Source organism: Phormidesmis priestleyi BC1401, assembly GCF_001650195.1.
Taxonomy (GTDB): Bacteria; Cyanobacteriota; Cyanobacteriia; order Leptolyngbyales; family Leptolyngbyaceae; genus Phormidesmis_A; species Phormidesmis_A priestleyi_B.
The window spans coordinates 1-22,618 of the sequence record NZ_LXYR01000020.1 but is presented as its reverse complement, the minus strand read 5'-3'; the positions used below and the strand labels follow the sequence as shown (position 1 = coordinate 22,618).

The 22,618-nt window shown below is 49.2% G+C and carries 22 protein-coding genes; 8 read left to right on the top strand and 14 right to left on the bottom strand.

Going from position 1 to position 22,618, the window contains the following annotated elements:
- Positions 1 to 94: 94 nt before the first annotated feature.
- The gene (locus A8707_RS12555; RefSeq protein ID WP_068817483.1) at positions 95 to 2,686 is read left to right on the top strand and encodes a GAF domain-containing sensor histidine kinase; all 2,592 of its coding nucleotides are present in this window, start codon (positions 95 to 97) and stop codon (positions 2,684 to 2,686) included.
- 69 nt (positions 2,687 to 2,755) lie between these two features.
- Here the strand turns inward: A8707_RS12555 and A8707_RS12550 are convergent, their stop codons facing one another.
- From A8707_RS12550 to A8707_RS12530, 5 genes are all read right to left on the bottom strand, one after another.
- A complete protein-coding gene (locus tag A8707_RS12550) occupies positions 2,756 to 3,523 on the bottom strand; it encodes an ABC transporter ATP-binding protein (RefSeq protein WP_068817481.1) in 768 nt (255 codons plus the stop codon).
- Between the two features lie 236 nt (positions 3,524 to 3,759).
- Positions 3,760 to 5,046 (bottom strand): FtsX-like permease family protein, encoded by a 1,287-nt coding sequence (locus A8707_RS12545; protein ID WP_231948041.1) that lies wholly within the window; start codon positions 5,044 to 5,046, stop codon positions 3,760 to 3,762.
- 186 nt (positions 5,047 to 5,232) lie between these two features.
- Positions 5,233 to 6,636, bottom strand: coding sequence for an amidohydrolase family protein (locus A8707_RS12540; protein WP_068817478.1), 1,404 nt, complete (start codon positions 6,634 to 6,636; stop codon positions 5,233 to 5,235).
- A 55-nt stretch (positions 6,637 to 6,691) separates the two neighbouring features.
- Entirely contained in the window at positions 6,692 to 7,009 is a 318-nt protein-coding gene (locus tag A8707_RS12535; RefSeq protein ID WP_068817476.1) for an Mpo1-like protein, read from the bottom strand.
- A 305-nt stretch (positions 7,010 to 7,314) separates the two neighbouring features.
- A complete protein-coding gene (locus tag A8707_RS12530; RefSeq protein ID WP_068817474.1) occupies positions 7,315 to 7,812 on the bottom strand; it encodes a sterol desaturase family protein in 498 nt (165 codons plus the stop codon).
- Positions 7,813 to 7,935: 123 nt separating this feature from the next.
- Here A8707_RS12530 and A8707_RS12525 point away from each other — a divergent pair, with 123 nt between their 5' ends.
- Entirely contained in the window at positions 7,936 to 8,274 is a 339-nt protein-coding gene (locus tag A8707_RS12525) for a c-type cytochrome (protein ID WP_068817472.1), read from the top strand.
- 53 nt (positions 8,275 to 8,327) lie between these two features.
- The gene (locus A8707_RS12520) at positions 8,328 to 8,780 is read left to right on the top strand and encodes a hypothetical protein (RefSeq protein WP_068817470.1); all 453 of its coding nucleotides are present in this window, start codon (positions 8,328 to 8,330) and stop codon (positions 8,778 to 8,780) included.
- On the opposite strand, the gene thrC is transcribed toward A8707_RS12520, so the two are convergent.
- A complete protein-coding gene (thrC, locus tag A8707_RS12515; RefSeq protein ID WP_462686390.1) occupies positions 8,777 to 9,889 on the bottom strand; it encodes a threonine synthase in 1,113 nt (370 codons plus the stop codon). The two genes, A8707_RS12520 and thrC, sit on opposite strands and share 4 nt — an antisense overlap.
- A 185-nt stretch (positions 9,890 to 10,074) precedes the next feature.
- On the opposite strand from thrC, the gene A8707_RS12510 reads away from it, so the two are divergent.
- Positions 10,075 to 10,302 (top strand): hypothetical protein, encoded by a 228-nt coding sequence (locus tag A8707_RS12510; RefSeq protein ID WP_068817468.1) that lies wholly within the window; start codon positions 10,075 to 10,077, stop codon positions 10,300 to 10,302.
- A gap of 82 nt (positions 10,303 to 10,384) precedes the next feature.
- The gene (locus tag A8707_RS12505) at positions 10,385 to 11,080 is read left to right on the top strand and encodes a low-complexity tail membrane protein (protein WP_068817466.1); all 696 of its coding nucleotides are present in this window, start codon (positions 10,385 to 10,387) and stop codon (positions 11,078 to 11,080) included.
- On the opposite strand, the gene A8707_RS12500 is transcribed toward A8707_RS12505, so the two are convergent.
- Both A8707_RS12500 and A8707_RS12495 read right to left on the bottom strand, forming a co-directional pair.
- On the bottom strand, positions 11,070 to 12,311 hold the full coding sequence (locus A8707_RS12500) for a glutathione S-transferase family protein (protein ID WP_068817464.1): 1,242 nt from the start codon (positions 12,309 to 12,311) through the stop codon (positions 11,070 to 11,072). The genes A8707_RS12505 and A8707_RS12500 overlap by 11 nt on opposite strands.
- A gap of 160 nt (positions 12,312 to 12,471) precedes the next feature.
- A complete protein-coding gene (locus tag A8707_RS12495; protein ID WP_068817462.1) occupies positions 12,472 to 13,650 on the bottom strand; it encodes a DUF3095 domain-containing protein in 1,179 nt (392 codons plus the stop codon).
- A gap of 71 nt (positions 13,651 to 13,721) precedes the next feature.
- On the opposite strand from A8707_RS12495, the gene A8707_RS12490 reads away from it, so the two are divergent.
- Both A8707_RS12490 and A8707_RS12485 read left to right on the top strand, forming a co-directional pair.
- Complete coding sequence (locus tag A8707_RS12490) at positions 13,722 to 14,105, top strand: DUF2358 domain-containing protein (RefSeq protein WP_068817460.1); 384 nt, start codon at positions 13,722 to 13,724, stop codon at positions 14,103 to 14,105.
- A 92-nt stretch (positions 14,106 to 14,197) separates the two neighbouring features.
- Positions 14,198 to 15,382, top strand: a complete 1,185-nt coding sequence (locus A8707_RS12485) for a TRC40/GET3/ArsA family transport-energizing ATPase (protein ID WP_068817458.1) — start codon at positions 14,198 to 14,200, stop codon at positions 15,380 to 15,382.
- 13 nt (positions 15,383 to 15,395) lie between these two features.
- Here A8707_RS12485 and A8707_RS12480 read toward each other — a convergent pair whose 3' ends face one another.
- From A8707_RS12480 to A8707_RS12465, 5 genes are all read right to left on the bottom strand, one after another.
- The gene (locus A8707_RS12480) at positions 15,396 to 16,562 is read right to left on the bottom strand and encodes a dicarboxylate/amino acid:cation symporter (protein WP_269452720.1); all 1,167 of its coding nucleotides are present in this window, start codon (positions 16,560 to 16,562) and stop codon (positions 15,396 to 15,398) included.
- Between the two features lie 19 nt (positions 16,563 to 16,581).
- Positions 16,582 to 16,704: a hypothetical protein gene (locus A8707_RS30225; protein ID WP_269452715.1), complete on the bottom strand. Its 123-nt coding sequence runs from the start codon at positions 16,702 to 16,704 to the stop codon at positions 16,582 to 16,584.
- 105 nt (positions 16,705 to 16,809) lie between these two features.
- Positions 16,810 to 18,231: a hypothetical protein gene (locus A8707_RS12475; RefSeq protein WP_068817456.1), complete on the bottom strand. Its 1,422-nt coding sequence runs from the start codon at positions 18,229 to 18,231 to the stop codon at positions 16,810 to 16,812.
- Positions 18,232 to 18,333: 102 nt separating this feature from the next.
- Positions 18,334 to 18,642: a hypothetical protein gene (locus tag A8707_RS12470; RefSeq protein WP_068817454.1), complete on the bottom strand. Its 309-nt coding sequence runs from the start codon at positions 18,640 to 18,642 to the stop codon at positions 18,334 to 18,336.
- Positions 18,639 to 18,860: a hypothetical protein gene (locus A8707_RS12465; protein WP_068817452.1), complete on the bottom strand. Its 222-nt coding sequence runs from the start codon at positions 18,858 to 18,860 to the stop codon at positions 18,639 to 18,641. The genes A8707_RS12470 and A8707_RS12465 overlap by 4 nt, the downstream gene beginning before the upstream one ends.
- Before the next feature lie 110 nt (positions 18,861 to 18,970).
- Between A8707_RS12465 and A8707_RS12460 the strand changes: the two genes are divergently transcribed.
- Positions 18,971 to 19,492, top strand: a complete 522-nt coding sequence (locus A8707_RS12460; protein ID WP_068817450.1) for a pyroglutamyl-peptidase I family protein — start codon at positions 18,971 to 18,973, stop codon at positions 19,490 to 19,492.
- Between the two features lie 8 nt (positions 19,493 to 19,500).
- Here A8707_RS12460 and A8707_RS12455 read toward each other — a convergent pair whose 3' ends face one another.
- Positions 19,501 to 22,413: a glycerol-3-phosphate acyltransferase gene (locus tag A8707_RS12455; RefSeq protein ID WP_068817447.1), complete on the bottom strand. Its 2,913-nt coding sequence runs from the start codon at positions 22,411 to 22,413 to the stop codon at positions 19,501 to 19,503.
- Positions 22,414 to 22,618 lie beyond the last annotated feature (205 nt).

The following is a 22,618-nucleotide window of genomic DNA, read 5'->3' as shown; positions in this document are numbered from 1 at the left end:
TGCCCATACTCTTTACCAGAGATGGCAGATGGAACAATCATCTCTCTGTCTGACTCGTATTGACACCCTTCTCAAATTTGGGTAAAGACCTGCAATGAGCCTTGAGCAAGAAAAGTTATTGCGCCGCCTCACCCATCGCATTCAGCGATCGCTCCCGTTAAAAGACCTTCTCACTGCAACCGTGACAGACGTTCGGGCGTTTTTAGACAGCGATCGGGTTGCCGTTTACCAATTCCACGCAGATGAAAGCGGTCAGGTGATTGCCGAATCGATTCGAGGTGATCGCTTGCCATCGCTGCTAGGTCTAAGGCTTCCAGCCGACGATATCTCTGCCGACGCGCAAGAATTGCTGATCGAGTCGCAGGTTCGATCGATCGTCAATGTCACCTCTGGGCAAATCGGGCAAAGTCGCTGGCAAAATGACGAAACCGGGTTTGAACCGATTCAATATCGCCCCGCAGAACTCGATCATCTCAATCCCCTGAATGAGATGGGCGTACAGTCTTCGCTGGTTGTGCCGATCGTCTCCCAAAACGGGCTTTGGGGCTTAGTCGTCTCCCATTACCTTGAGTCTCACGACGTTTTAGAGAGTGACGTTCAAACCGTGCAGTGGGTAGTCGATCAGTTGTCAATGGCGATCGCGCAGTCTAGTTTGATGCGTCATGTCTGCGAGATGACCGATCGAGAAGCCGCTGTTCAGCGCATCTCTAGTTTGCTGCATTCGCTATCGACGATCGAGCTACAAGCCGCTCTAGAAGAAACGGTTGCCACGCTTCAAGGGTCAGGCGGCAGACTTTGGATTCAAGCCGAACCTTTAGACGTGCACAAGCCGCCATCGCCCAAAAGCTCGATCGCGCCTAGTAACAATATTCGACTCTACACCTATGGCGTTCAACCCAATTTTCCTGACGAGCCGCCCTATCATTTGATTGAGCAGTGCAGCGTTTGGCAAACCCATTTCAAGCTGAGAGAGGCTCAAGTTTGGGCGATCGATGACCTCCACTACGAGCCAGACTTTAAGGAGGTGAAATCTGCTTTTAGTGCAACATCAGTGCGAGGCGTGCTGATGATGCCACTCTGGTATCGCCACCGCCTGCTGGGATATTTGAGCATTTTTCGTACTCAAGTCGTCTCTAAACAGGTGCATCAGTGGATGCCCGAAGATATTGAGCTAGCTCAGGCGCTGGGAAACCAGTTTGCGACTGCCTTTCAGCAGCATGAGATGCACCACCAGCTACACGTTCTCAATGCCAGTTTAGAAGCCCAAGTGATTGAACGCACTACTCAACTGCAACAAGCAACCGAACAGCAGCGCATTTTGTTTGAAGTCGTCACCAAAATGCGGCAGTCGTTAGATTTCAGCACAATTTTTAGAACCGTCACAAGCGAACTGAGGCGATTGCTGAGTGCCGATCGCGTCGGCGTTTATCGCTTAGACCCCAACTCAAATTTCAACACAGGCGAATTTGTTGCAGAAGAGGTTTTGCCAGGATTTCTATCTGCCCTCACGGTCAAAATTTATGACCACTGCTTTGGCGATACTTATGCAACAAGATATCGGCAGGGGCGCGTTCACACCGTCACCGATATTCACAAGGCTGGAATACAAGACTGCTTTCTAGAAACGCTTGACCAATTTCAGATCAAAGCGCTTCTCACAGCACCTCTGATTAAAGGAGATGAACTTTGGGGGTTGCTCTGCGTTCATCAGTGTAGCCAAGCTCGTGAGTGGCAGCCCTCAGAGATTCAGTTTGTGACTCAAGTAGCGGCTCAATTAGGGGTTGGACTAGAGCAAGCCGACCTGCTAGCGCACACTCAACAGCAAGCTGAACAACTCTCGCAGGCATTTGACAATCTGCGTAAAACTCAGAGTCAGCTAATTCAAACCGAGAAAATGTCGAACTTGGGTGAGTTGGTGGCAGGCGTGGCTCACGAAATCAACAATCCGGTTAACTTTATCTATGGCAATCTTAACCCCGTCAATGACTATGCCCGTGACCTGCTCACCTTGGTGGATACTTACCAAGCTTGTTATCCCAACCCAACTGAGAAAGTGGCGCAACAGATCGATGCAATAGACCTAGATTTTCTCACCGAAGACCTTCCCAAGACGCTGACCTCGATGAAAGTGGGAGCCGATCGCATCCGCCAAATTGTCTTATCTCTCAGAAATTTTTCTCGGCTCGATCAGTCAGAGATGATACCCGTCAACATTCATGAAGGACTCGACAGCACACTGCTGATTTTGCAGCATCGCCTCAAAGCAAAGTCAGACTTTGTAGACATTAAGCTAGTCAGAGACTATGGCGATCTCCCAGTCGTAGAGTGCTATGCCGGACAGCTTAATCAAGTGTTTATGAATGTGATCAACAACGCGATCGACGCTCTCGAAGAACACTTGGACCCCGTGAGCGTGCCCATGATTTCGATTCGCACTGAGCGATTAGGAAGCGATCGAGTCGTAATCCGCATCAGCGATAACGGACGGGGAATACCTGAAGACGTAAAGGACAAAATATTTGAGACGTTTTTTACGACCAAGCCGATCGGCAAAGGCACCGGAATAGGACTTTCAATCAGCTACGAGATCGTCGTTGAGAAACACAGAGGCGTTTTCAAGTGCCACTCTCAGCCCGGGCACGGCACAGAATTTTGGATTGAAATTCCGATTTATTCCAGTCAATAGATATTCTGTGTCGATCGGCTTCTGCTTGCGATCTATCCTACTAAAAGAAAGCTTTTGTAAGTCTCTTCGCTAGCGGTGCGCGCCCGCCTTCAAGACTCCATCTTCTAGATAAGCCACACTATCAGCCACATCAATAATTCGAGGATCATGCGTGACGATTAAAACCGTGCGCCCTTTTTCTTTAGCTAAATTTCGCAGTAGCTCAATGACCGCGTGACCATTATGAGAGTCAAGGGCGGCAGTGGGTTCGTCTGCCATAATTAAACGCGGATTTCCAGCTAGGGCACGAGCGATCGCAACTCGCTGCTTTTGCCCTCCTGAAAGATCTTGAGGGTGCCGTTTTGCTTGCTGTGACAGACCTACTTGGTCTAACAAGCCTAGCGCCTGTTGGCGAGCTGCCCCTTTGCGAATGCCTTTGAGATTGAGGGCGACTTCAACATTTTCTATGGCGGTCAACGCCGGAAATAGATTAAATCCCTGAAAGATAAAGCCAATATTTTGGAGCCGAAAATGCGCCAATTTTGAGCCAGATAGCTTAAAGATTTCTTCTCCTAACAAGCTTACACTCCCTGCGGTGGGGGTGAGAATGCCTGCCAAAATGGAGAGTAACGTCGTTTTGCCAGAGCCAGACGGACCCATTAAAAGCTGAATGTCTCCACGCTTGACATCTAAGTCGATGTTTTTTAATGCCCGAAACCGCTCGGCTCCAGATTGATAGATCATTTCTATGCCACGAGCCACGATCGCGTTGACCTCTGTTCTCTCAGCACTGATAGAGAGATTGGCTTGAGAAGCACTCCCGGCACTTTGCAATAAATCGATTTGGGTAGCAGTCATTCGTTAATCTATTGAATTAAAGGATTTTTAGACAGCAGCGTGTGGGGAGCAGTTCACAAGCTTGACTTCTGAGAGATAGATACAGCACTGAAGAGATGAGATCCAGAAGTTTGTCAGAATTCTCGCTTATATATCTAGTCTACCTAGACTGCTTGAGTTTCTGTTAGGGAAAGAATGGAACTTTAACGATCGTAGACGGCTCATCTCGTAGTTGTTAAGAAATATTACAGCGTTCATTAAGCTTTGAAAACGATAGCCGGATCGACGCGTGTAACTTTCTGCACCGCAAAAAGAGCAGATCCTACGCACATAACGACCGTCAACATAAAAACCCCCCCTGCTGTAGCGGGAGTAATTAGGATCATGATGCCCTTAGCGGTTTGGGTCCAAGCTCCAAGCCCCAGACAGAACGCCATACTAGGGATGTATCCTAAAAGTGCCATCCACATTGCTTGCTCTAAAATCACGCTGTATATAACCCAATTTGACGCGCCCATCGCTTTAAGAGTTCCAAACTCGCGTACGTGGTCAGTCACGGATGAGTAGAGAATTTGACCGACAATCACCATGCCTACTACAAATCCTACGGTTGCCCCCAAGCTGAGAATAAATCCGACTCCCGTTCGGTCTGACCAATAGACGCGGGTTTGGTCGGCGATTTCTGCTTGAGTGTAGACCCGCGTGTTGGGGAGGGCAGCTTCTAAGCGTTGTTTTAGCTGCTGCAAATCTTGCCCCGCTTTAGCGCGAACCAACACATAGGAGATGGGATCAGAAATGCTGAGACTGCGAGGAGTTGTAAGGGGTGCAGCCACCCCATCTAGAGGAGCATTCTCGAAATTATTAGTGCAGGTGAGATCGCCTTTGGTTTGCCGAGTGCAGCTCACTGACGTGTTTAAGCCTGCGGTGGCGTAGGCATTGGCATTTTCTAGCGAGGTGAAGATAAAGATGCTAGACACGATCGACTGCGTATCTTGAGATAGCCCTACAATCCGAGCGGGAAGCGTCCCGATTTTACCTTGCTCGCCCAGTTGCGTTTGCCCCAAATTTTTTAGACTGGAGCGATCGACCAAAACGCTAAATGGCTGTTTTGCTGCACTCAGTTTGCCCTGGGAGACAGCCCACCCAGCAAACAGGCGACTGTCGGGATCAAAGCCAAAAATTCTGACTGGAGTAATGAGTCCCGAATCGCTGCGCCAAACGCTCGATCGGATCATCAATGCTTCGGCTCGTTCAACCCCAGGAACTTTTTGAGCCTGAACGACTTTCTCAGCCGCGATCGGAGAGGTCAACTCCAGATGCACCATTTCTTTGGAGGCAACCCACAGATCGGCACTGGATTGATCAATTAAAAGCGCCGTTGATCGAGTGAATCCTTTCAGAATGCCGACTTGAATCGTCACCAAACTCACAGCAAACACGATGCCTGCCTGAGCGACGATAAACCGAGGAATGTCTTCAAAGAGATTTTTGCGGGCGATCGATGCCATTGGCAAGAGGGGAGACGGAAGGGTAATTCTGGACACATCTACAGGTTACATTTCTCTAGTCTATGTAACATGACCGCCCTTGCGTGCCACCCGTTCCTGACTAAGGACAGTTTATGGAGTGTCTGTGCGTTGGATTGGGCTTCGGCTCCGTTTAGCCCTCGTCGGCGTAGTGGGTTGAGGGCACTGCTGTGCCCTCAATAAAGGCGATGCAAATCAATGCGTCTAGCCTCTAGTACCGACCAGCGCTGCGGTTGATAGATGTTCTGGCATTGATTGACGTAAACGATCGCCATATAACGCCAGCGCATTTCCATTGAGGAGCAGGCTGAGATGATCGCGATCGTAGTCTGCTACGTCGGCGGCAGACTTGACGCAATCTTTGAGAACGCCGTCCCAGTGACCATAATCGCCAGAGAAACAGGTGAGATGTTTGCCCATTTCGCCCATCGCCAGGGGCAGATAAGCCGGGGCGGGATCATCCGATTCAAAGGAGGTGAAGATCTGTCCGCGTCCAAAATATTCCATCGGGTCGCGGTGACGCAGATCGTAGTGCTCGTATAGGCTAGAGTCATCGATTTGCGCTGGGTCGTGCTGCTTATTCCACATCAAATCAAACAGATTTTTTGCCTGACTGATGATGTTGCTGTTGTTGTGAACGCCCCGTTCCTGAATCATCAGCTTGGTAAATTCCATCAACGCGGGGCGATAGGGAGTTTTGGGATCAAAGTCACGAATGCGCTTCTCCCAGTGCTCATGGAAGGCGTGGGCAAGGTCAGGCAGCCAGCCACAGCCTCCTTCAAGGAAGCCGACTCGCAGAGTGGGGAACCGCTCAAATACGCCATCAAAGACCATGCGAGCCAGTGCCATTTGCTGTTGATTGCGCTGCACAAAAATGTGACTGAGCACAAATGTTTCCATGTGATCTGCGATGCCGCCGACCATATAAGAACCCGGTCCACCGTGAATGCCGATCGAGACATTCAAATCGACTGCTGCTTGCAAAATTGGCTCAAAATCAGGATGGCTGAGGGTTTTGCAGGTGCGAATTTCTGGAAACGCATCGGGCGCTTTCGGGTGCGGAATCGCGATATTGGGTGCGATCGCCACGCCGATCATGCCAAGCTCGTTGACGCAACGGTGCATCTCCTTGACAGCTTCGTTGACATCTTGCATCGGCAAAACTCCGATCGGCTTAATGCGATTGCCATAGCCGCGACAGTCTTCCGCCATGTAGTTGTTGTAAGCACGACAGAGGGCGATCGCCATATCTTTGTCCAGAATCGAGGAGTAGCTCAAATTCCAGGTGCCGTAAACCACTTGAATGTCCACGCCTTCTCGATCCATGTGTTCTAACCGAACCTGGTTAAACATGGCTCCTAGCGTGGTTTCTGGGTGAAGATTCCGAAAGCCTCCTTTTCCTAAACCTTGCGGTTGAGGATAGAGCCGTTCTAAGTCGTTCTTGCCCGTTGCGGGGTTAAAGTCGATGACTCGCATCCGCTGATCGCCCAAGTTATCGACGATCAGACCAACGCGATCGCGATACTGTGGCTCAATATAGTCACGAATCACGAGGGGATTCTCAATTTTGTGAGCGTCTGCGTCGATGACTAGCAAGTCTTGATACATGAAATTCTCCGTAGTATAAAAGGACTATGAGTTCGGGCTGAGAGTTGAACCTTAACTATGCGCTTGCCTTGTGCCTAAAATAGTGCCAAAGCTGACGTAACCCAAACCAATGCTCAAATGACCAAGAGAGAGAAGCCAGAATCGTAATGCCGGGGTATTTGACAAAGGCAGGTTCGTTTTTCTCGAAAAAGGCGTGTCCACCCAAAGCAAATATCTGGGTGAGCACTAGACAAACGAGCGTTATTCGCCAGTCGTAAAACAAATAGACGATCGCTGCGATCGCCAACGCGTTTGTTAAGTGATGTAACGCTTGATTGATCGGGTTTTGATGCGAGGCGACAAAGTGCGCCTTTGCTTCCTGGAAGTAGCTCATATCGCTTCTCCCTGTCCTTCTCTAATGGGATTTTGGAACGATAGCACAGAGAAATTTAGGAGTGAAGGGAGCGATCGAAAGTTTTTGGAATTGGCAGCAAATTTGCGCTCATAGGATGCTGATGAACGTGGACTTATCAAGGTGCAACTTCTCACCCTCACCCTAGCCCTCTCCTTGGGGAGAGGGAACAAGACTCTGACTCTCTTCTCCTTGGGGAGAAGGGTTGGCGAGGGCTTGCCCCACTTTGTGAGGAGGGCAGAAGACGCTCACAAGTCTTACAGGTTATTTAATCCACGATCCTCAGCTCAAAACCAGCGCAGTTGCCAATAGTTTTTTTCAGGTTGACCGAGTTCTTCATCGGTTAACCAATCCACGAGTTTATAGGTGCCAAACACATGATCCCACCAGTCTACGGCGAGTCCAAAGTTATGATTCCACATCCCATATTTGTGATGCACATAGTGAACGGGCATCTTCATCCAAAAGCACTTAGTCGGGTTTTCGTGCTGTAGCTGATGAGCATAAGAAGAAAACGCCGCATAGACAAACCCGCCTAAAAACCAGCCGATGCCCGCCGGGAATGAGTGGAAAAACATTAGACATAAGACGATGAGCGTCCCTCTCACATAGTCACGAAACTCCCACAGCACGCCCTGCGCCTCATTGCGGCGATGGTGATCACGATGTTGCTTCCCCACTTTTGGCGAGACATGCATCAAACGATGCAGCCAATATTCGACCAAGCTTGCCAAAACGAACGCGATCGTAAAACAAACGACCCCCACACCCACTTTTACTAGCACCGCAATTGCTCCTTCAACGGTTAATCACTCTCAATATTGTGCCACCGTCTTTCAACAAGAGAATTGGTAGGGGCTGAAAGATGTGTCACGATCGAGAACACCACTACTTTTAAGTCAAATAGTATGATCCAAAGATTATTGATGATTGGACTGAGCGCGATCGTGTTCTGGACAAGCTCCCTGATCCAGCCTGTCTTTGCCGCCGACTTGGGCAACGGTGTTAGTGTATTCACGGTTCAGTGTGCGGGGTGTCACGCTCAGGGCGGCAATATTGTCCGACGCAACAAAACGCTGACCCTAAAGGCACTCCAGAAAAATGGTTATGCAACTGAGGCTGCGATCGCGCAACTCGTCACCAATGGCAAAAATAATATGTCTGCCTACAAAGATCGTCTCAGCCAAGCTCAAATTCAAGATGTATCCGCTTACGTGCTAGAGCAGGCAAAAAAAGGCTGGAAATAAAGTCTGAAAGGACTATCTTTGAACCGCATTTAAATTCAACAGAGGCGAGAAAAATGGCTGACCAGGTTGTGCAGTGGCTAAACGAGATTAAAGACCTCAAACAAAAACTACAGGTCGCCCAAGAGGCACAGGAAGCCGCAAACGCCAGCGCTGACAATTGGCGGAAACTCTATGAGACAGAGGCGCAGCAGCGACGTACCGAAGCCGTGTTGACCCGACAAACGATCGACGCTCTCAAAGCTGAAATTGCCCAACTTCAAAGCCTTCCTAAAGGCTCATCAGACGGATTGGTCGCTCAATTCACCCTCGATCGCTCGATCGAGACCCTGACCACCGTTGATGAACTCAAAGCCAGATTGCTTGACCTGTGGACCGAGCACGATCGACTGGCTCAAAATCTCAAAGATGAACAAGCCGACCACGCCCAAACTCGCAAAAACCTTACCACCGCATTAGGCGATACGGTAGATTTGCTGACAAAAGTACGAGAACAAAAGGGCGACTAAAATCCCATCGCTGTCGCGACTGCATCTAACTTTGGTGCAATGCCCTGTTGAAATTGATTTTGGCTATGCTTGATGGCGGTGTCAGGGTCTTTCAGCCCGTTTCCTGTCAGGACGCAAACCACCGTTGCCCCAAACGGTACTTGATCCTTCACCTTGAGCAGTCCGGCGACAGAGGCAGCGCTGGCAGGTTCGCAAAAGATTCCTTCTCCAGACGCTAAGAGACGATATGCATCCAGAATCTCTTCGTCGGTGACCGCATTAAATTCACCCTTGCTCGAATCTTGAACCGCGATCGCTTTTTGCCAGTTGGCAGGGTTGCCGATCCGAATAGCGGTTGCCAGAGTTTCAGGATGGCTGAAGATATGCCCACTCACTAGAGGAGCCGCCCCTGCTGCCTGAAAGCCCATCATCTTCGGGAGTTTGGTAGAGCGTCCTTCTTGATGATATTGGCAGAATCCCATCCAATAGGCGCTGATGTTCCCCGCGTTGCCAACCGGGATGCACAGCCAATCGGGTGCGTCGCCCAACACATCAACCACTTCAAACGCAGCCGTTTTTTGACCCTCAAGGCGATAGGGGTTGAGCGAATTAACTAACGTCACAGGATAGTTTTGCGACATCTCGCGCACAATTTCTAAAGCTTGGTCGAAGTTGCCTTGAATCGCCAACACTTCTGCCCCATAGAGCAGCGCCTGAGCCAGCTTGCCCAGCGCCACATAGCCATCGGGGATCAGTACAAACGCCCGCATTCCGCCGCGACGAGCATAGGCAGCCGCCGCCGCCGAGGTGTTGCCCGTGCTGGCGCAAATCACCGCTTCTGCCCCCGCTTCTTTGGCTTTAGAAATCGCCATCGTCATGCCGCGATCTTTAAAGCTGCCTGTCGGGTTGAGACCGTCATATTTCACAAACACTTTCACCTGCCGACCCATTTGAGCCGCGATCGCAGGTGCCGGAATTAAGGGCGTATTGCCTTCATGCAGCGTGATCACAGGAGTTTTATCGGTCACGGGCAGATAGCGCCGATAGCCCTCAATCAAGCCACGCCAGTTCTGAACTTTGGGCATCGTTTCAGAGAGGAGATCATCTTGAATGGGCAGACTTAAGGTCACAGGGTTGAATCTTTGAATGCGACAGGTTTAGATCTTAGTCTACTACAGAGGGTTAGAGTGTCGTGTTCAAAGGAACTTAGAAAACTCTCTGCCAGTCGATCAAAATGAAGCACTTCGTAAAAACTTGTATAAAGTTTAGGTTAAGATAGCCCTCGGTGTGAGTAAGTACAAATTCCTAACACATTATGACCACGACGAATTCAAACAGTCAATTTAGTAACACCGCCGTGTGTGAGCATCGCCAAGACCCTTCTAGCGTCTCCGATCGTGAGTGGGCGCGATCGCTCAAAAAGATGAAAGCACTCTATCAAGCTGATCAGCAAACAAAGTTTCTCAATCTCCACGCCGAAACAGCATCTTTGCTGCATCAGCTACAAGCTCTTAAGCAACAGCGCCAGGAAGTCAGCAAATAGTCTGACAACCTCTCTTCTCCATAGCTCACACCCTACCGTGCACCCCTTAAAATGAGTCATTGGTTTAACGTGAGTGTAAGTTATGCGTGCTTTCTGGTCTGATCCTTACCTTTGGGTTCATGCAGCGGGTTTGGCAGCCCTTCCTCTGTGTTTGCTAGTTTGCCTATTGGGGTTGGCAGTCGGCGATCCTTTATTGCCTGTCTGGTTAGAGTTGGGGCTGATTGCAGCAGTTGGCATCGCTCCGATCGTCTGGATGCAGTGGCAAAAGCCTTTCTATATCTTCAGCTTGGTTGCCATTGCTCTCAAACCTGCCCAATTAACCGATGACCAACGGCGAATCTTGACGCTCTTCAAGACTCGTCGCAGTCCGATCTGGATTGGGCTAGGTACCTTGCTGCTGCTAGTAATGTTGCGTCAGATCTATTACGTGGCTCCGATCGCGGCTGAAGTGACTCCGTTCGCTCTGGGGCTGCGAGGATTAGGGTTAGTAGTGGCAGCGATCGCGTTTCTCGCCAGCAATTTATTTCTGCAAGTGCCGCTCAGCGTGATTCGAGTGCTGCTGACAAGTGAACAAGCATTTGCAGCGACTGAGCCGTTTGCTGTAGAACAAATTCCTCAAGCTTTCTCAGTTTTGGGTCTGCGTGTCAACCAAATTTTGCCTTCCCTGTTGCCTGATGAAGCCACAATGCACACTCCCCTAGTCGTCAAAGAGCTACTCTCAGAACCCATTGCCGACTTGCCGACCTCTAGCCCAGACAATCCTACGACTAACCTTTAGAGCCAAAGCTACTAATTCTGGCAAAATCAGCCGGGTCTTGATCCCGTCGATGCTGAACGGGAATGGGCGGACCTTGGCGATCGCCTGCCAATGCCGCCGTTGTCTCTAGAGCTTCTCGAAGCCGTTTAGCAGCATAGATAGACATATCGCGGGGCACATTAATGCGATCGCGCAAATATCGTAGAGCCGCATCAGACCCCGGCGGGGGTGGACAAACTTGGCTCGTCATCAAGTTGGTTAAAGCACACCGCAAAGCCACATCCACTAATGTGTCTTCAGCAGGGTTAACTCGAATGATATTGTCTCGGTGCTTAAGCACGCGGGAGAGCGCTTCAGCACGAGAGGTTTCAGGTTCTAGGTACGTCACATCGGGCAACCCATCCCAAGGACCATGATCCACTCGTGCCTGGTTAAGTCGTGCCTGAGGTTCACCGTTTTCCCAGCAGCCTCCCATCTGCGGAGGCAAATCATGCACGTGGGTGTGGAAATCGCTCTGGGTGCCCCGATAAGTGGGTCGGCTTTCCATCGCCGCAAACCAGTCTGACAAGCGCGGGTTTTCTTCTCGCAAAGAGTAGCCCTTGTAGTAGTAAAGGCTGGCATTCATGCGCTCAACGTAGGGCGTAAAGATAACATCAGCGGTGCCAAACTCCTCAAGGAAGTAAGGACCTGGAGTGAGATCGAGAGCCTCCTCGACCTGAGCTACTACGCTTGTGAACTGATCGCGGTTACGCTGCTCTTGCCGAGACGAGCCTGCCTGACGGCACAGCCAAGCGCACCAAGATCGAAAGAGCAGCCGCTCTAGTCGTCGCAAGGGAAGCACCGTGCGATCGTCCATGCCTGCACCCAAGACACCAAAAGCGCGTTCCAGGGCGAGCAAAATATCATCGCTTTCGGTGATGATATGACCGTCTAACTCGATCGCCGGAAGCATCCCAGATGGCACTTTACGCTTGTACCAGCTTTCTTTCTCCCCGTAGCAGAACATGGTCACTTTCTCGATGCGGTAAGGAATTTGCTTTTCCTCTAGCCACAGCCAGATTTTTTGACAGTAGGGACACCAGGCGTGGTTGTCACGATAGAGCGTCACCCGCACATCGGCTTCAGTTTGACCGAATAGACGCAAGCGGGCTTGAGCATTGGTGAGTCCATTGACAGGTTCGACTTGAAAATCTGTGAGGGCTTCGAGTTCTGACCAGCTTAGAGGAGCAATCGTCGGGGCAATGGATGTCATTTTGAGTTGTAAGTTGTCTGTCTAAAAACGGTTTTGGCTACAGCAGACCGCCTGCTGTCAAGCGTTCGACTGATCGCGGTATAAATTCGAATAGTGACTACTTCTAGCTTAAGGCACGTTTCTGCGAGGGCGAGTTTTAGCGGAAGGTGTGAACACGATTCTAGAATCTATTCTTTGAATTTAAAGACTTCTGCATTCGAGATTTCATTTCTTTGGCTGCCAGCGTATAGCCTCCATCGGCACCATCGACGAAATGCACTTGTCGTCCATTGCGATCGAACACTAGACACGTTAGCAGTGCCCGATCGCTGACGTGCAGTCCGTAAACGAGGTTGCCCGATTGATATTTCTTCTCCAGATAGGCGGTGAGTTTTTCCCGCTGAAGGGCATCTCCGGCGATCACCATTCGCAGCATGTCATCAAATTTTCGATAGTCGGTCGCTGCGACCACCACATCTTGATATTGACCCCAATCGGTGCCACCGAGGTTGAGTTTAAAGGTCATCAACATCCAGCCGAGTAGATTCTCAAGCTGGATTTTGACCAGATAGGTGAGTTTGCTGAACCAATGACTGGTTGGGGCACGGAGTTTGGTTTCTTTGATCAGCTTGTTGGGGTTGAAGGACAAAGAGAGCCGATCGCGCGTGATGGGATTGTGGCGATCGCCTGCTCCATAAATCAGTTGAATCTGTTCGATTACGTCTCGATACTGGTCGTTTTGGGTTGCCAACACTAACAAACTGACTGTTTCTCCATAGCGACTGGGAATATCTTGCCAGCGACACTCTAAGCCCAAAAAGTTTGCTGGAGAACTGGCTTCCATCAAATTCAGCCTATAGAAAGGTGCCGTCGCCGGATCTTTGACTAAATTAGTGGCGTAGGTCAATCCGCCTCCCATAAAGACTGCCTGACTATAGTTTTCTGAAATCTTTAGTTTGGCAATATCGACAGGATGCCCCGCCTGAGTTGCTACTCCCACCGGAACGATGCCCACTCGCAGGCTGAGAGCAAATTCGTCTTTTGCAAGAGTTTGAATGGAGCGCAGCGATCGGGTAGTCTCCTCTAGCAGCGTGGGCGGAATCAGCAGCGCAGCCCCATCGCCCCCAAACACAAACGGAACATCAATCGCACCTGCAACATTGAGAACGGATACGATCGAGCAGGCACCCAGCAAATTGACATCTTTATAGCGACCTTGCTCGATCGCGTGAGTCGAGCCGACAATATCAGTAATCACAATCAGCCAGTCATCAGGAACCGAGACAAAATTATGCTGGTCAGTGATTTGGACAAAATCAGTCAAAACGGGTAAGTCGAAATAGAAATACCGATTGGGCATAGCGTCGTTCGGTACAAATTTTATAATATTAACTATTATTACGAACTTTCATTTACTTGGATTTATTAAAGATGAATTCTCTAAATCTTTTACAAACGCTTCAAAAAGACTATGAATGCTTCCCAGAAAACCAAACCTACACCCTTTACGCTGAAGACGTTTATTTCAAAGATCCGATGAATGAGTTTCGAGGACGCGATCGCTATCAAGCTACGATCGGCTTCATCAAAACTTGGTTTCTCAACGTCAAGATGGATTTACATGACATTCAACGCAACGGTGATCTAATCCGGACAGATTGGACATTGAGTTGGAACACGCCTTTACCCTGGAAGCCTCGCATCTCGATTAGCGGTTGGAGTGAGTTGACCATCAACGCAGAAAATTTAATCGTGTCACACATCGATTACTGGAACTGTTCTCGATTAGATGTGTTGAAACAACACTTTCGGTAGAGATCGCTTTATCCCTAAAGCCCGATTCCTATGGGAGAATGAAGTCAGGTAAAAGAATGTAAACAATTCTCAGGCAAGGACTCCGATCGACCATGCGTGTAATTTTAATGACCGGGAAAGGCGGCGTTGGCAAAACTTCTGTAGCTGCCGCAACTGGGCTTCGCTGTGCCGAGCTTGGTTATCGAACCCTTGTCCTGAGTACCGATCCTGCTCACTCATTGGCAGACAGCTTTGATCTAGAGTTAGGTCACGAGCCGAAATTAGTCCGCCCCAATCTGTGGGGTGCCGAGCTTGATGCCCTGATGGAGCTAGAGGGTAATTGGGGTGCGGTGAAGCGCTACATTACCCAGGTGTTGCAAGCGCGAGGGCTAGACGGCATTCAGGCAGAGGAGTTGGCGATTCTCCCTGGCATGGACGAGATTTTTGGATTGGTGCGAATGAAGCGCCATTATGACGAAGGCACGTTTGACGTATTGATTATCGATTCTGCCCCGACTGGAACGGCATTAAGGCTTCTGAGTTTGCCCGAAGTGGGCGGCTGGTATATGCGAAAATTTTACAAGCCGTTTCAAAACATTTCGGTGGTGTTGCGTCCCTTAGTGGAGCCGATCTTTAGACCGATCGCAGGCTTCTCTCTGCCCAACAGAGAGGTGATGGATGCGCCGTTTGAGTTTTATGAGCAAATTGAAGCGCTGCAAAAAGTCTTGATTGACAATACGCAAACCTCGGTGCGGCTCGTCACAAACCCTGAAAAGATGGTGATTAAAGAATCGCTGCGTGCTCACGCTTACTTGAGTTTGTACAACGTTTCGACAGATTTAATTATCGCGAATCGAATCATTCCTGAATCAGTGACCGATCCATTCTTCAAACGCTGGAAAGAAAATCAGGCGCAATATCGTCAAGAGATCCACGACAACTTTGCGCCTTTACCTGTCAAGGAAGTGCCGCTTTATTCGGAAGAGATGTGTGGGTTAGAGGCGCTCGATCGCTTAAAAGAAACGCTTTACCCCAACAATGAAGATCCGGCGCAGGTTTACTACAAAGAAACAACGCTGCGAGTCGTGCAAGATCAGGGGCAATACAGCCTCGAAATCTATCTACCTGGCATTGAGAAAAGTCAGGTTGAACTCAGCAAAACGGGCGACGAGTTAAACGTCAGAATTGGAAATCACCGTCGTAATTTGGTGTTGCCTCAAGCGTTGGCGGCTTTAAATCCAGCCGGGGCAAAGATGGAGGACGACTATCTCAAAATCCGGTTTGCTACTCCAGTGTGAATTTAGAGGCTATTCAGTCCCCTTCGATCGCCAAAGCTTCTTCGAGAGCAGGTTCGATCGCTGATTTGGGCTGTTTGCCATCGAGCAGACAGCTTACGGTCATGTCGCCCATCACGTTAATGGCGGTGCGACAGCGATCGAGAAACCAATCGACCGTTACCAAAATCGCAATATACTGAGTGGGCAAGCCTACTGACGAAAACACCAGCGTCATCGTAACCAGTCCCGCATTGGGAATTCCGGCTGCGCCAACGGACGCAAAAATCGAGGTCAAAATGACGATAATTTGCTGAGGAAAGGGCAGATTTTGTCCGATCACCTGAGCAATAAACAAAGCTGCCATCGCCTCATAAAGGGCGGTGCCATCATTGTTAAAGTTACTGCCCACTAATGCGCCTAGCGATGCAGACGACTCTCGCAATCCTACTTTGGTTTGCAGCGCCTCGAAGGTGATGGGCATTGTCACGGTTGAGGAAGAAGTCGAAAAAGCCGTGAAGAACGCATCAGAGCCGCCCGATAAAAATCTCGCAGGGCTGACCCACGAGCCAAGTTTGACGCGAGTTAGATAATAGCAGGCTTGCAAAAACAGAGCCAGCAACACTGCTAAAATAAACGCTCCAAGAGACTTAAATGGTGCAAACCCTTCGAGCGCGATCGTTCTTGCCACGATGCCAAACACCGCTAACGGAATCAAAACAATCACCCAAGTGAGCACATGAATAATCGCCTCATATAAAAACGTGATCACTTGCTCTAACGGCTTGTAGTCAGATTTACCTTGTTTGGTCTGTTCTGATTTAAGGGCGCGAAGGGCAATGCCAAAGGTCAGCGCAATCACAATGAGCTGAATTACATTGTTATCAACTAATGGCTTCAGCACCGCATCTGGAACGCTAGTCTGCACGAGTGACCAGGGATCAACCGTCACACCGCCCGCGATTTCTCCGGCAGGTTTGTTAATTTGTCCCCAGGTTCCGGGTCGGATGACGTTAGCAACGAGCAAGCCAATGACGATCGCCACCGTTGTATTCGTCAACAATAAAACCGTTAATTTGCGCCCCGATCGACCAGGGATATTTGCTGTCATAAACGTGTGCAGCACTGCCATCAAAATCAGCGGAGTCGCCAAGGCACGGAGCGCTTTGAGAATCAAGTCACAGGGAACCGCCAGATTATTGATGATGGCTTTGTTATTTGGGTCAGGGTTTCCAGCCCCCGAAGAGAACGCCGACGACGATCGCTAAAATCAGCGCAACTAAAATTTGCACATAAAGCGGAACCGTTTTCCCAAACAGACGAATGCCAGATTCAGCGTCACTCATGCCTTTGTCCAGATAGTGTAATCAGTCAGTGCATTTACAATACCCTTGAATTTTCCCTAGTATTAGTTTCTTTAGAATTTGAGTAAAGTGTCCTCTAAAACCGATTTACCGCTTATCAATTCGTCGAATCTGCCGCGCTTCTTCTAAAACTCCTTCAATGTCTTCGCTTGACCAGCGACGCACATAGTTCACCTTCACTTCTTCTAACAAATCAGTGATCAGTGATTGCACTTCCTGAAGCGATCGCTGATCTCCCATCTCACTCGTTAATGCCTGCCCGAAGTTTTTGACCAATTTGTTGATCAATTCTGCCCCTGCTTTATCTTCTAATGCTGCCACGATCGCGCTATAGGCTCCTTCGGTCACATCGCTTACCAGTCGCTCATTGATTTGTCGGGGTAAATCGCCGATTAGAGGCATTGCTTTTAGCCCCTGGTAAGCGGGAGATTGATTGAGAATTGCCTCAACATTGTGCCGCAACAGCGCTTCTAGATCAGGCTTGATTTTAGGAAGCACTTTATAAACGGTTAACTTCATCAGGTGGCTCGTGAGTTCTTGAATTTCGTCACGCTGATTGAGGTCAACATAAGGACGAGACGCGGTTTGAGTCAACCATCGCGAGAGTTCTCCTCGATCGATCGATGCCTGCACTCGATCGATGACCTGCACGACGACAACTTCTGCAAGTTCTTCTGAAATGTTGGAAATCAATCCTTGACTCGCCTGGGCACGAATCCGTTCCCAACTGATAAATCTCGCTTGTTCTAACCGCAGCGCAACGGAAATGACTCGCAGCAACCGCCAAAAGGGTAGTAGCAAAAATACGTCATACCAGCGCCAGAGCATCGCATCGAACCAGCTCAAACTTTTATATTTGCGGCTGAGATAGAAGGTTCGGGCTAAAAACTCCAGCCCAAAGAGGGCAACAAACGGCAGATCGACCAGCCAAAACCAGTCGGTGAATTCGCCATTCTCTCCGATCGAGCGATAATAATTAACGGCGATTAAGGGACGAATCTCGCGATCGAAGAATTGCAGTTCGCGGTCAACGCCCTTCTGCTGAAGGTAGTTAACACTCCAAAACTGACTGAATGCTTGACGAGCCGATTCATTGCGACGTTGCCCAAAAATCTGCTCTCGCATTCGATTTTTGATTTTCTCTAGTGCGCCGCTCTTGTTCGCTCCTGCAAATGGGTTGGTTTGGATCATGTCGGTGCTGCGATCTCGCAACTCCTGTAGCCGTTGCTCCACCTGCGGGTTTTGCAATCCTCCTTGCTGAAGGTCTCGCTTTAAGTCATCAACCGTTTGCAAATATTGATCTGTTTCACGATGGCGTTCGATGCCTTTTACGGGGTCAACCCACTGGGTGACAATGGGCGCTCGACGAAACCAAAAGTCTCGCCACTGCACGTAGGTCAGGTCGAAGGCGACGAGACCGAGATTGGCGGCGGCGATCGTTGCCATCAGCCGCTCAAACCAAAGATTTTTGCGACGGGACGCTTTACTAAACGCTGGCGAAGGAGTCATACAATACCGAAGTTCCCGTTTCTAAGCCTACTACACAGTGCAAGGTGAAACGGGACTCGGCATAAAACACTTTGTTGAGGAAAGGGCTGGAAATTCAGCCGATTATTGACTCGCTTGGTTATTCAAATTGGGGCAGTAATGTTTTGAAGCTAGTGACAAGGCAAGTTGGGTGGGAACGAGTTTAGCTTCCATTTGTCTCTGAAGTTGTTCAGCTTCCTGCCGGGTTGTAGGGTTTGAGTCAGCCATTCTTGGAGATTCCATCGTCTCTCGATAAGTGGTCTCCATGATTTCTTCGTCAGACTTTCCATTTTGTCGGGCTTGACAATAGTCTCTGGCGGCGGCTGTTAGTAACTCTGGGTTCGTCTTGACTAAATTTGTGAGTGAGGTGTTTCCGCCATAATCCTGCCTCAAGAGCGTTCTAACTGCCGAGAGATAGGCGGATCTTTTTTAGCGTCTTTTGCAGCTTGGACAGCGTTAAACCCACAGACCGATCGAGTGAGATCAACAATTTGTCTTGAGCCAGTCTGTATATAGCACCCATAATCTGGGTTAGTGGCAGCAGCAGCAGGCAACGTGAGCAGAGAAATAGATGCGATCGAGAGAGCAGAGCCAATGAGTATCTTGAACATGAGTAAATTCGGAAATGCTATGTTTCAAACATCACTCAATTCAGATAAAGCTCCGGTACGATCGTGAATGTCTCTTGTGAAGTTTTAATAAATTGTTTGACCATAGCAGAATGCTGTTATTGACTTCGTTTGACCCCTGGCAGCCTCACCAACGCTCTAATTCCTCAGACGATTTATTAACCGAGATTTCTCAAAGGGATCTAATCGCTCAACCGTGTCATTTCTTAAGAAAAATCCGGGTCGATTTTCAAACGGCTCCCAAAGAAGTGATTTCTACGATCGACCGTCTTCAACCAGATGTGACTATCTGCTGCGGAATGGCTGAGAGTCGGCAAGTCTTAACCGTGGAGTCAAACGGCAAATTTCAGCGCAGTGTGTTGCACACTTCGATCGATTTGGCTGCTCTGATTGAAGGCACGATCGCGACTCAGATCAGCCACGATGCCGGAAATTTTGTGTGCAATCACCTTTACTACTCCGTCTTGTCGCACCTTCAAAAAACGCAGTCCCGTGTTTGTCTGTTTGTTCACGTCCCGGTGCTCAGTGAGCGAAATTTAGACACTGTGATGCGTGATTTTTTGATGATCGTCCGCAAACTAGATCGCGAGAGTGTCACGGATACAACCGATTAATTTTGCCTTTATTCCTGACCTAAAATTTCCACTGTTCCCCTCTGACCATCGATACGGACAAGCTGACCATCTCGCAGAATATTGGTCGCATTCTGGACATCCATCACCGCAGGAATGCGATATTCACGAGCCACGATCGCACCATGCGACAACCGACCTCCGACTTCTGCGATCAATCCACCTGCTCTGGCTAACAACGGTGCCCATCCAGAATCTGTATAAGGCACAACGAGAATGGTTTCTCGATCGATCTCTCCCACATTAGAAAGCGATCGCAGCACTTTAATGCGTCCTTCAACCTGTCCAATGCTGGCTCCAATTCCTTGCAGTTGCTGCGAAGACTGCCAGTTTTCTAAAACGGGAATAGGGGGATCATCGCCATAAACGATCGTGGAAACCGACTCAAGCTGACCATCTTTTTGCAAGCTCGATCGACGTTGAGCAATAATTTGAGGAATCTGATCAAGGATGGTTTGATCAAGATTCACGGCTTGCCGGACTTCTGCTAACTCTAGAAAGAAGATATCGCCCGGTTCAGTCAATATTGCCGACTTGAGCCAGTCAGCTTCTAATGCGACAAAGCTCCATCGCAACTCTGCCAACAACCGACTATAAACTTCTGTCACTCGTCCTTTCAGGCTAAACCGACGCTGCACTAATCCAGCCTTCGATCGAACTGAGCTTGGTTTGGGAGGCGGATTCAAACAAAATTGGGCAAACAACTCTTGAACCGGGTGCGGGTCTTCTCTCCAAGTGGGCACTGCAATGTCCGTCCCCACTTCACTTAGATAGCCGTAACGATTTAAGATTTGGTTAAACCGATCGAGAATATCTCGACTCTCCACCGTTCTATCTAGCATTTTAAATAGGTTCAAGCTGCTCAGAGATTCTGTCTCTGCTGGATTGATCCATTTATTACTCAGTAAATTCTCACGGGCTAAAACTGCTAATGCTTGCAGCGATCGCAATGCTGCTACCTCTGGCGTATCTCCGTTATCGATTTGTCCATCATCGACTTTTAAAATTGCCTTTCGCAATGCCGCACTCAACGGAGCAAAAATACTATAAAAGGTCGCCACTTCTAGTAGTTCGAGGATTAAATTAATTCGTTCTAGGAGGTGAGAAGCAGATAGCTCAACAGCAGGCTGCACCGAGGCTTGCTTTAGAAATGGAGCAAACTTGCGTCGATCGTCTCGACGAAAATTTTTCTCAAGCTGCAATTCTTGACCCACTAATCGCAGTAATCCTGGCAGGTTGCGAAGCGTTGACCCGATTGGAGGCTTACTAAACGCTGCCCCTCTTGTGAGAAACTCTAAACTTTCAGCAGGCAACCCCATCCGTCGAAAAAGCTGACCCAACAGTGAGGCATTAAAATAGGCGCGAGAATAATGCAGCGTGGCGGTTTGGTTGAAATCGAGTCCTTGAGCGCGATCGCCCAGCACGATCGTGAAAATCTTCCCCCAAACGCCACACGCTAACGGGCGGTTAATTGACCACGTAAGCGGACGAATCAATCCAGGAATCACTTCAGCCGCAATCTTGCGCGTCCAGATCGGCACTAGCGTTGTAATCGGTCGAGACTGCAACACCCATAAAGTCTGACCATCATAAGTCCACTCCACATCTTGAGGAACGCCGTGATATTCATTTTCAAGACGACGTGCCAGAAACGCAATCTGTTGCACCAATCGAGGTGGAGTATCCCCCAATCCATTCACCTCTAGAACCTGATCGTCTGACAAAACCCAATTAGAGGCTAAAGAATCAGATACTTGGACTTCATAAGCCTCTGGGGTCACCTGCCCCGATACCACAGATGCCGCATCACCTGGGAGTGCTTCAATCACAACCGTGCTGCTCTGTCTAGAAATCGGATCGCGACTAAACGCAACTCCCGAAAACGCGCCTCGAATCTGCTTTTGAATCAGCACCACCATTGAAGTATCTGGCAGCCCGCGATCGCGCCGATACTGAACTGCCGACGCTTGATGATAAGACTCTAAACATCTCGAAATCGCAGGCAACAATTCTTCCCGCCGCGTGATCCCCAAAATGGTTTGATATTGTCCGGCTGCCGAAGCTGACTCAGAATCTTCGCCGATCGCCGACGATCTCACAGCTAAAGGCTCTGCTTCAGACGGCTGAAGGAATTCGATCAACGGCGCAGGATCATCACCCGGAAATAAAACCCAACCCTCCGGGACAGGATAGCCCAATCGCTTCAAATCAGACAGGGTTGCCGCTTTTTCTCCTGCCTTCTGAGGTGACAGTGGTTGGTCAAGAGAGATGAGCGCTCGATCGCCCCGAAAAAACCTAAACATAGATTGTGAATTTTTTTGTGCAGTTTCAGCTCTCATCTCTAAGTCATCTGGAAGCTTTTTGTAAACCCATCCTAAGAGGCACCCTAGCGCGATCGTCATGACAATCAGTGCCGAATCTTGAGAATGACGCAGCGCTGTCACCAAAGGGAACAAAATCAGAATGCCAACTCGACCTTGAGTACGTTCTCGAAGAATCGTAAAGCCAATGCCACCAATCAAAAAAACCAGCAGAGCAGAGAGCGGATCATGCACTGCATAGCCCCAAACAACATTCGTTGTTCCCGCCCCTATACTTATCCAATAACGACCAAATACGAGCGCAATCAGCGCAATAATCTCCCATTCAGCATTATCAGGAAAAAAGGCACGAGCCAACAAAACGGCTGCAATTCCCTTCAGCGCCTCCGAGAGAACAGCTAGAATTCCGACCAATCGCCCACCGTGATAGAAAGCAGCTGAGACACTCACATTTCCAGTGCCAAGATTCTTTAACCGCTTCCTAGTCATTCCATAAGTCATCCAATCGATCAGAGGGAGTCCTCCCACGATCGGGCAGACTATAAAGATTATGAGAGACCCCCAAACCTGCGTTAGCGTCATGACTGTAGATATGAGATAGAGGCTTTCTTGCAGTCTACGATCGTGTTCCGCAAAAAGTCTAAGTTTCTCTTAGAACCTTTATTGCTCGACTGTCTCACAACCGCAGATACACCTACAAAAAGCCCTCCACAGACGTGAAGGGCTTTTTGGATTCAGACTATTTCATCCTTCTGCAATGCCATCGAACAGGAATTAACCGTTGATG

What these genes read in the sequence shown, in the direction of transcription:
- A8707_RS12555 (WP_068817483.1), top strand. Translation starts at nt 95, where the DNA reads ATGAGCCTTGAGCAAGAAAAGTTATTGCGCCGCCTCACCCATCGCATT.
- A8707_RS12550 (WP_068817481.1), bottom strand. Translation starts at nt 3,523, where the DNA reads ATGACTGCTACCCAAATCGATTTATTGCAAAGTGCCGGGAGTGCTTCT.
- A8707_RS12540 (WP_068817478.1), bottom strand. Translation starts at nt 6,636, where the DNA reads ATGTATCAAGACTTGCTAGTCATCGACGCAGACGCTCACAAAATTGAG.
- A8707_RS12535 (WP_068817476.1), bottom strand. Translation starts at nt 7,009, where the DNA reads ATGAGCTACTTCCAGGAAGCAAAGGCGCACTTTGTCGCCTCGCATCAA.
- A8707_RS12525 (WP_068817472.1), top strand. Translation starts at nt 7,936, where the DNA reads ATGATCCAAAGATTATTGATGATTGGACTGAGCGCGATCGTGTTCTGG.
- A8707_RS12520 (WP_068817470.1), top strand. Translation starts at nt 8,328, where the DNA reads ATGGCTGACCAGGTTGTGCAGTGGCTAAACGAGATTAAAGACCTCAAA.
- A8707_RS12510 (WP_068817468.1), top strand. Translation starts at nt 10,075, where the DNA reads ATGACCACGACGAATTCAAACAGTCAATTTAGTAACACCGCCGTGTGT.
- A8707_RS12505 (WP_068817466.1), top strand. Translation starts at nt 10,385, where the DNA reads ATGCGTGCTTTCTGGTCTGATCCTTACCTTTGGGTTCATGCAGCGGGT.
- A8707_RS12500 (WP_068817464.1), bottom strand. Translation starts at nt 12,311, where the DNA reads ATGACATCCATTGCCCCGACGATTGCTCCTCTAAGCTGGTCAGAACTC.
- A8707_RS12495 (WP_068817462.1), bottom strand. Translation starts at nt 13,650, where the DNA reads ATGCCCAATCGGTATTTCTATTTCGACTTACCCGTTTTGACTGATTTT.
- A8707_RS12490 (WP_068817460.1), top strand. Translation starts at nt 13,722, where the DNA reads ATGAATTCTCTAAATCTTTTACAAACGCTTCAAAAAGACTATGAATGC.
- A8707_RS12485 (WP_068817458.1), top strand. Translation starts at nt 14,198, where the DNA reads ATGCGTGTAATTTTAATGACCGGGAAAGGCGGCGTTGGCAAAACTTCT.
- A8707_RS30225 (WP_269452715.1), bottom strand. Translation starts at nt 16,704, where the DNA reads ATGAGTGACGCTGAATCTGGCATTCGTCTGTTTGGGAAAACGGTTCCG.
- A8707_RS12475 (WP_068817456.1), bottom strand. Translation starts at nt 18,231, where the DNA reads ATGACTCCTTCGCCAGCGTTTAGTAAAGCGTCCCGTCGCAAAAATCTT.
- A8707_RS12465 (WP_068817452.1), bottom strand. Translation starts at nt 18,860, where the DNA reads ATGTTCAAGATACTCATTGGCTCTGCTCTCTCGATCGCATCTATTTCT.
- A8707_RS12460 (WP_068817450.1), top strand. Translation starts at nt 18,971, where the DNA reads ATGCTGTTATTGACTTCGTTTGACCCCTGGCAGCCTCACCAACGCTCT.
- A8707_RS12455 (WP_068817447.1), bottom strand. Translation starts at nt 22,413, where the DNA reads ATGACGCTAACGCAGGTTTGGGGGTCTCTCATAATCTTTATAGTCTGC.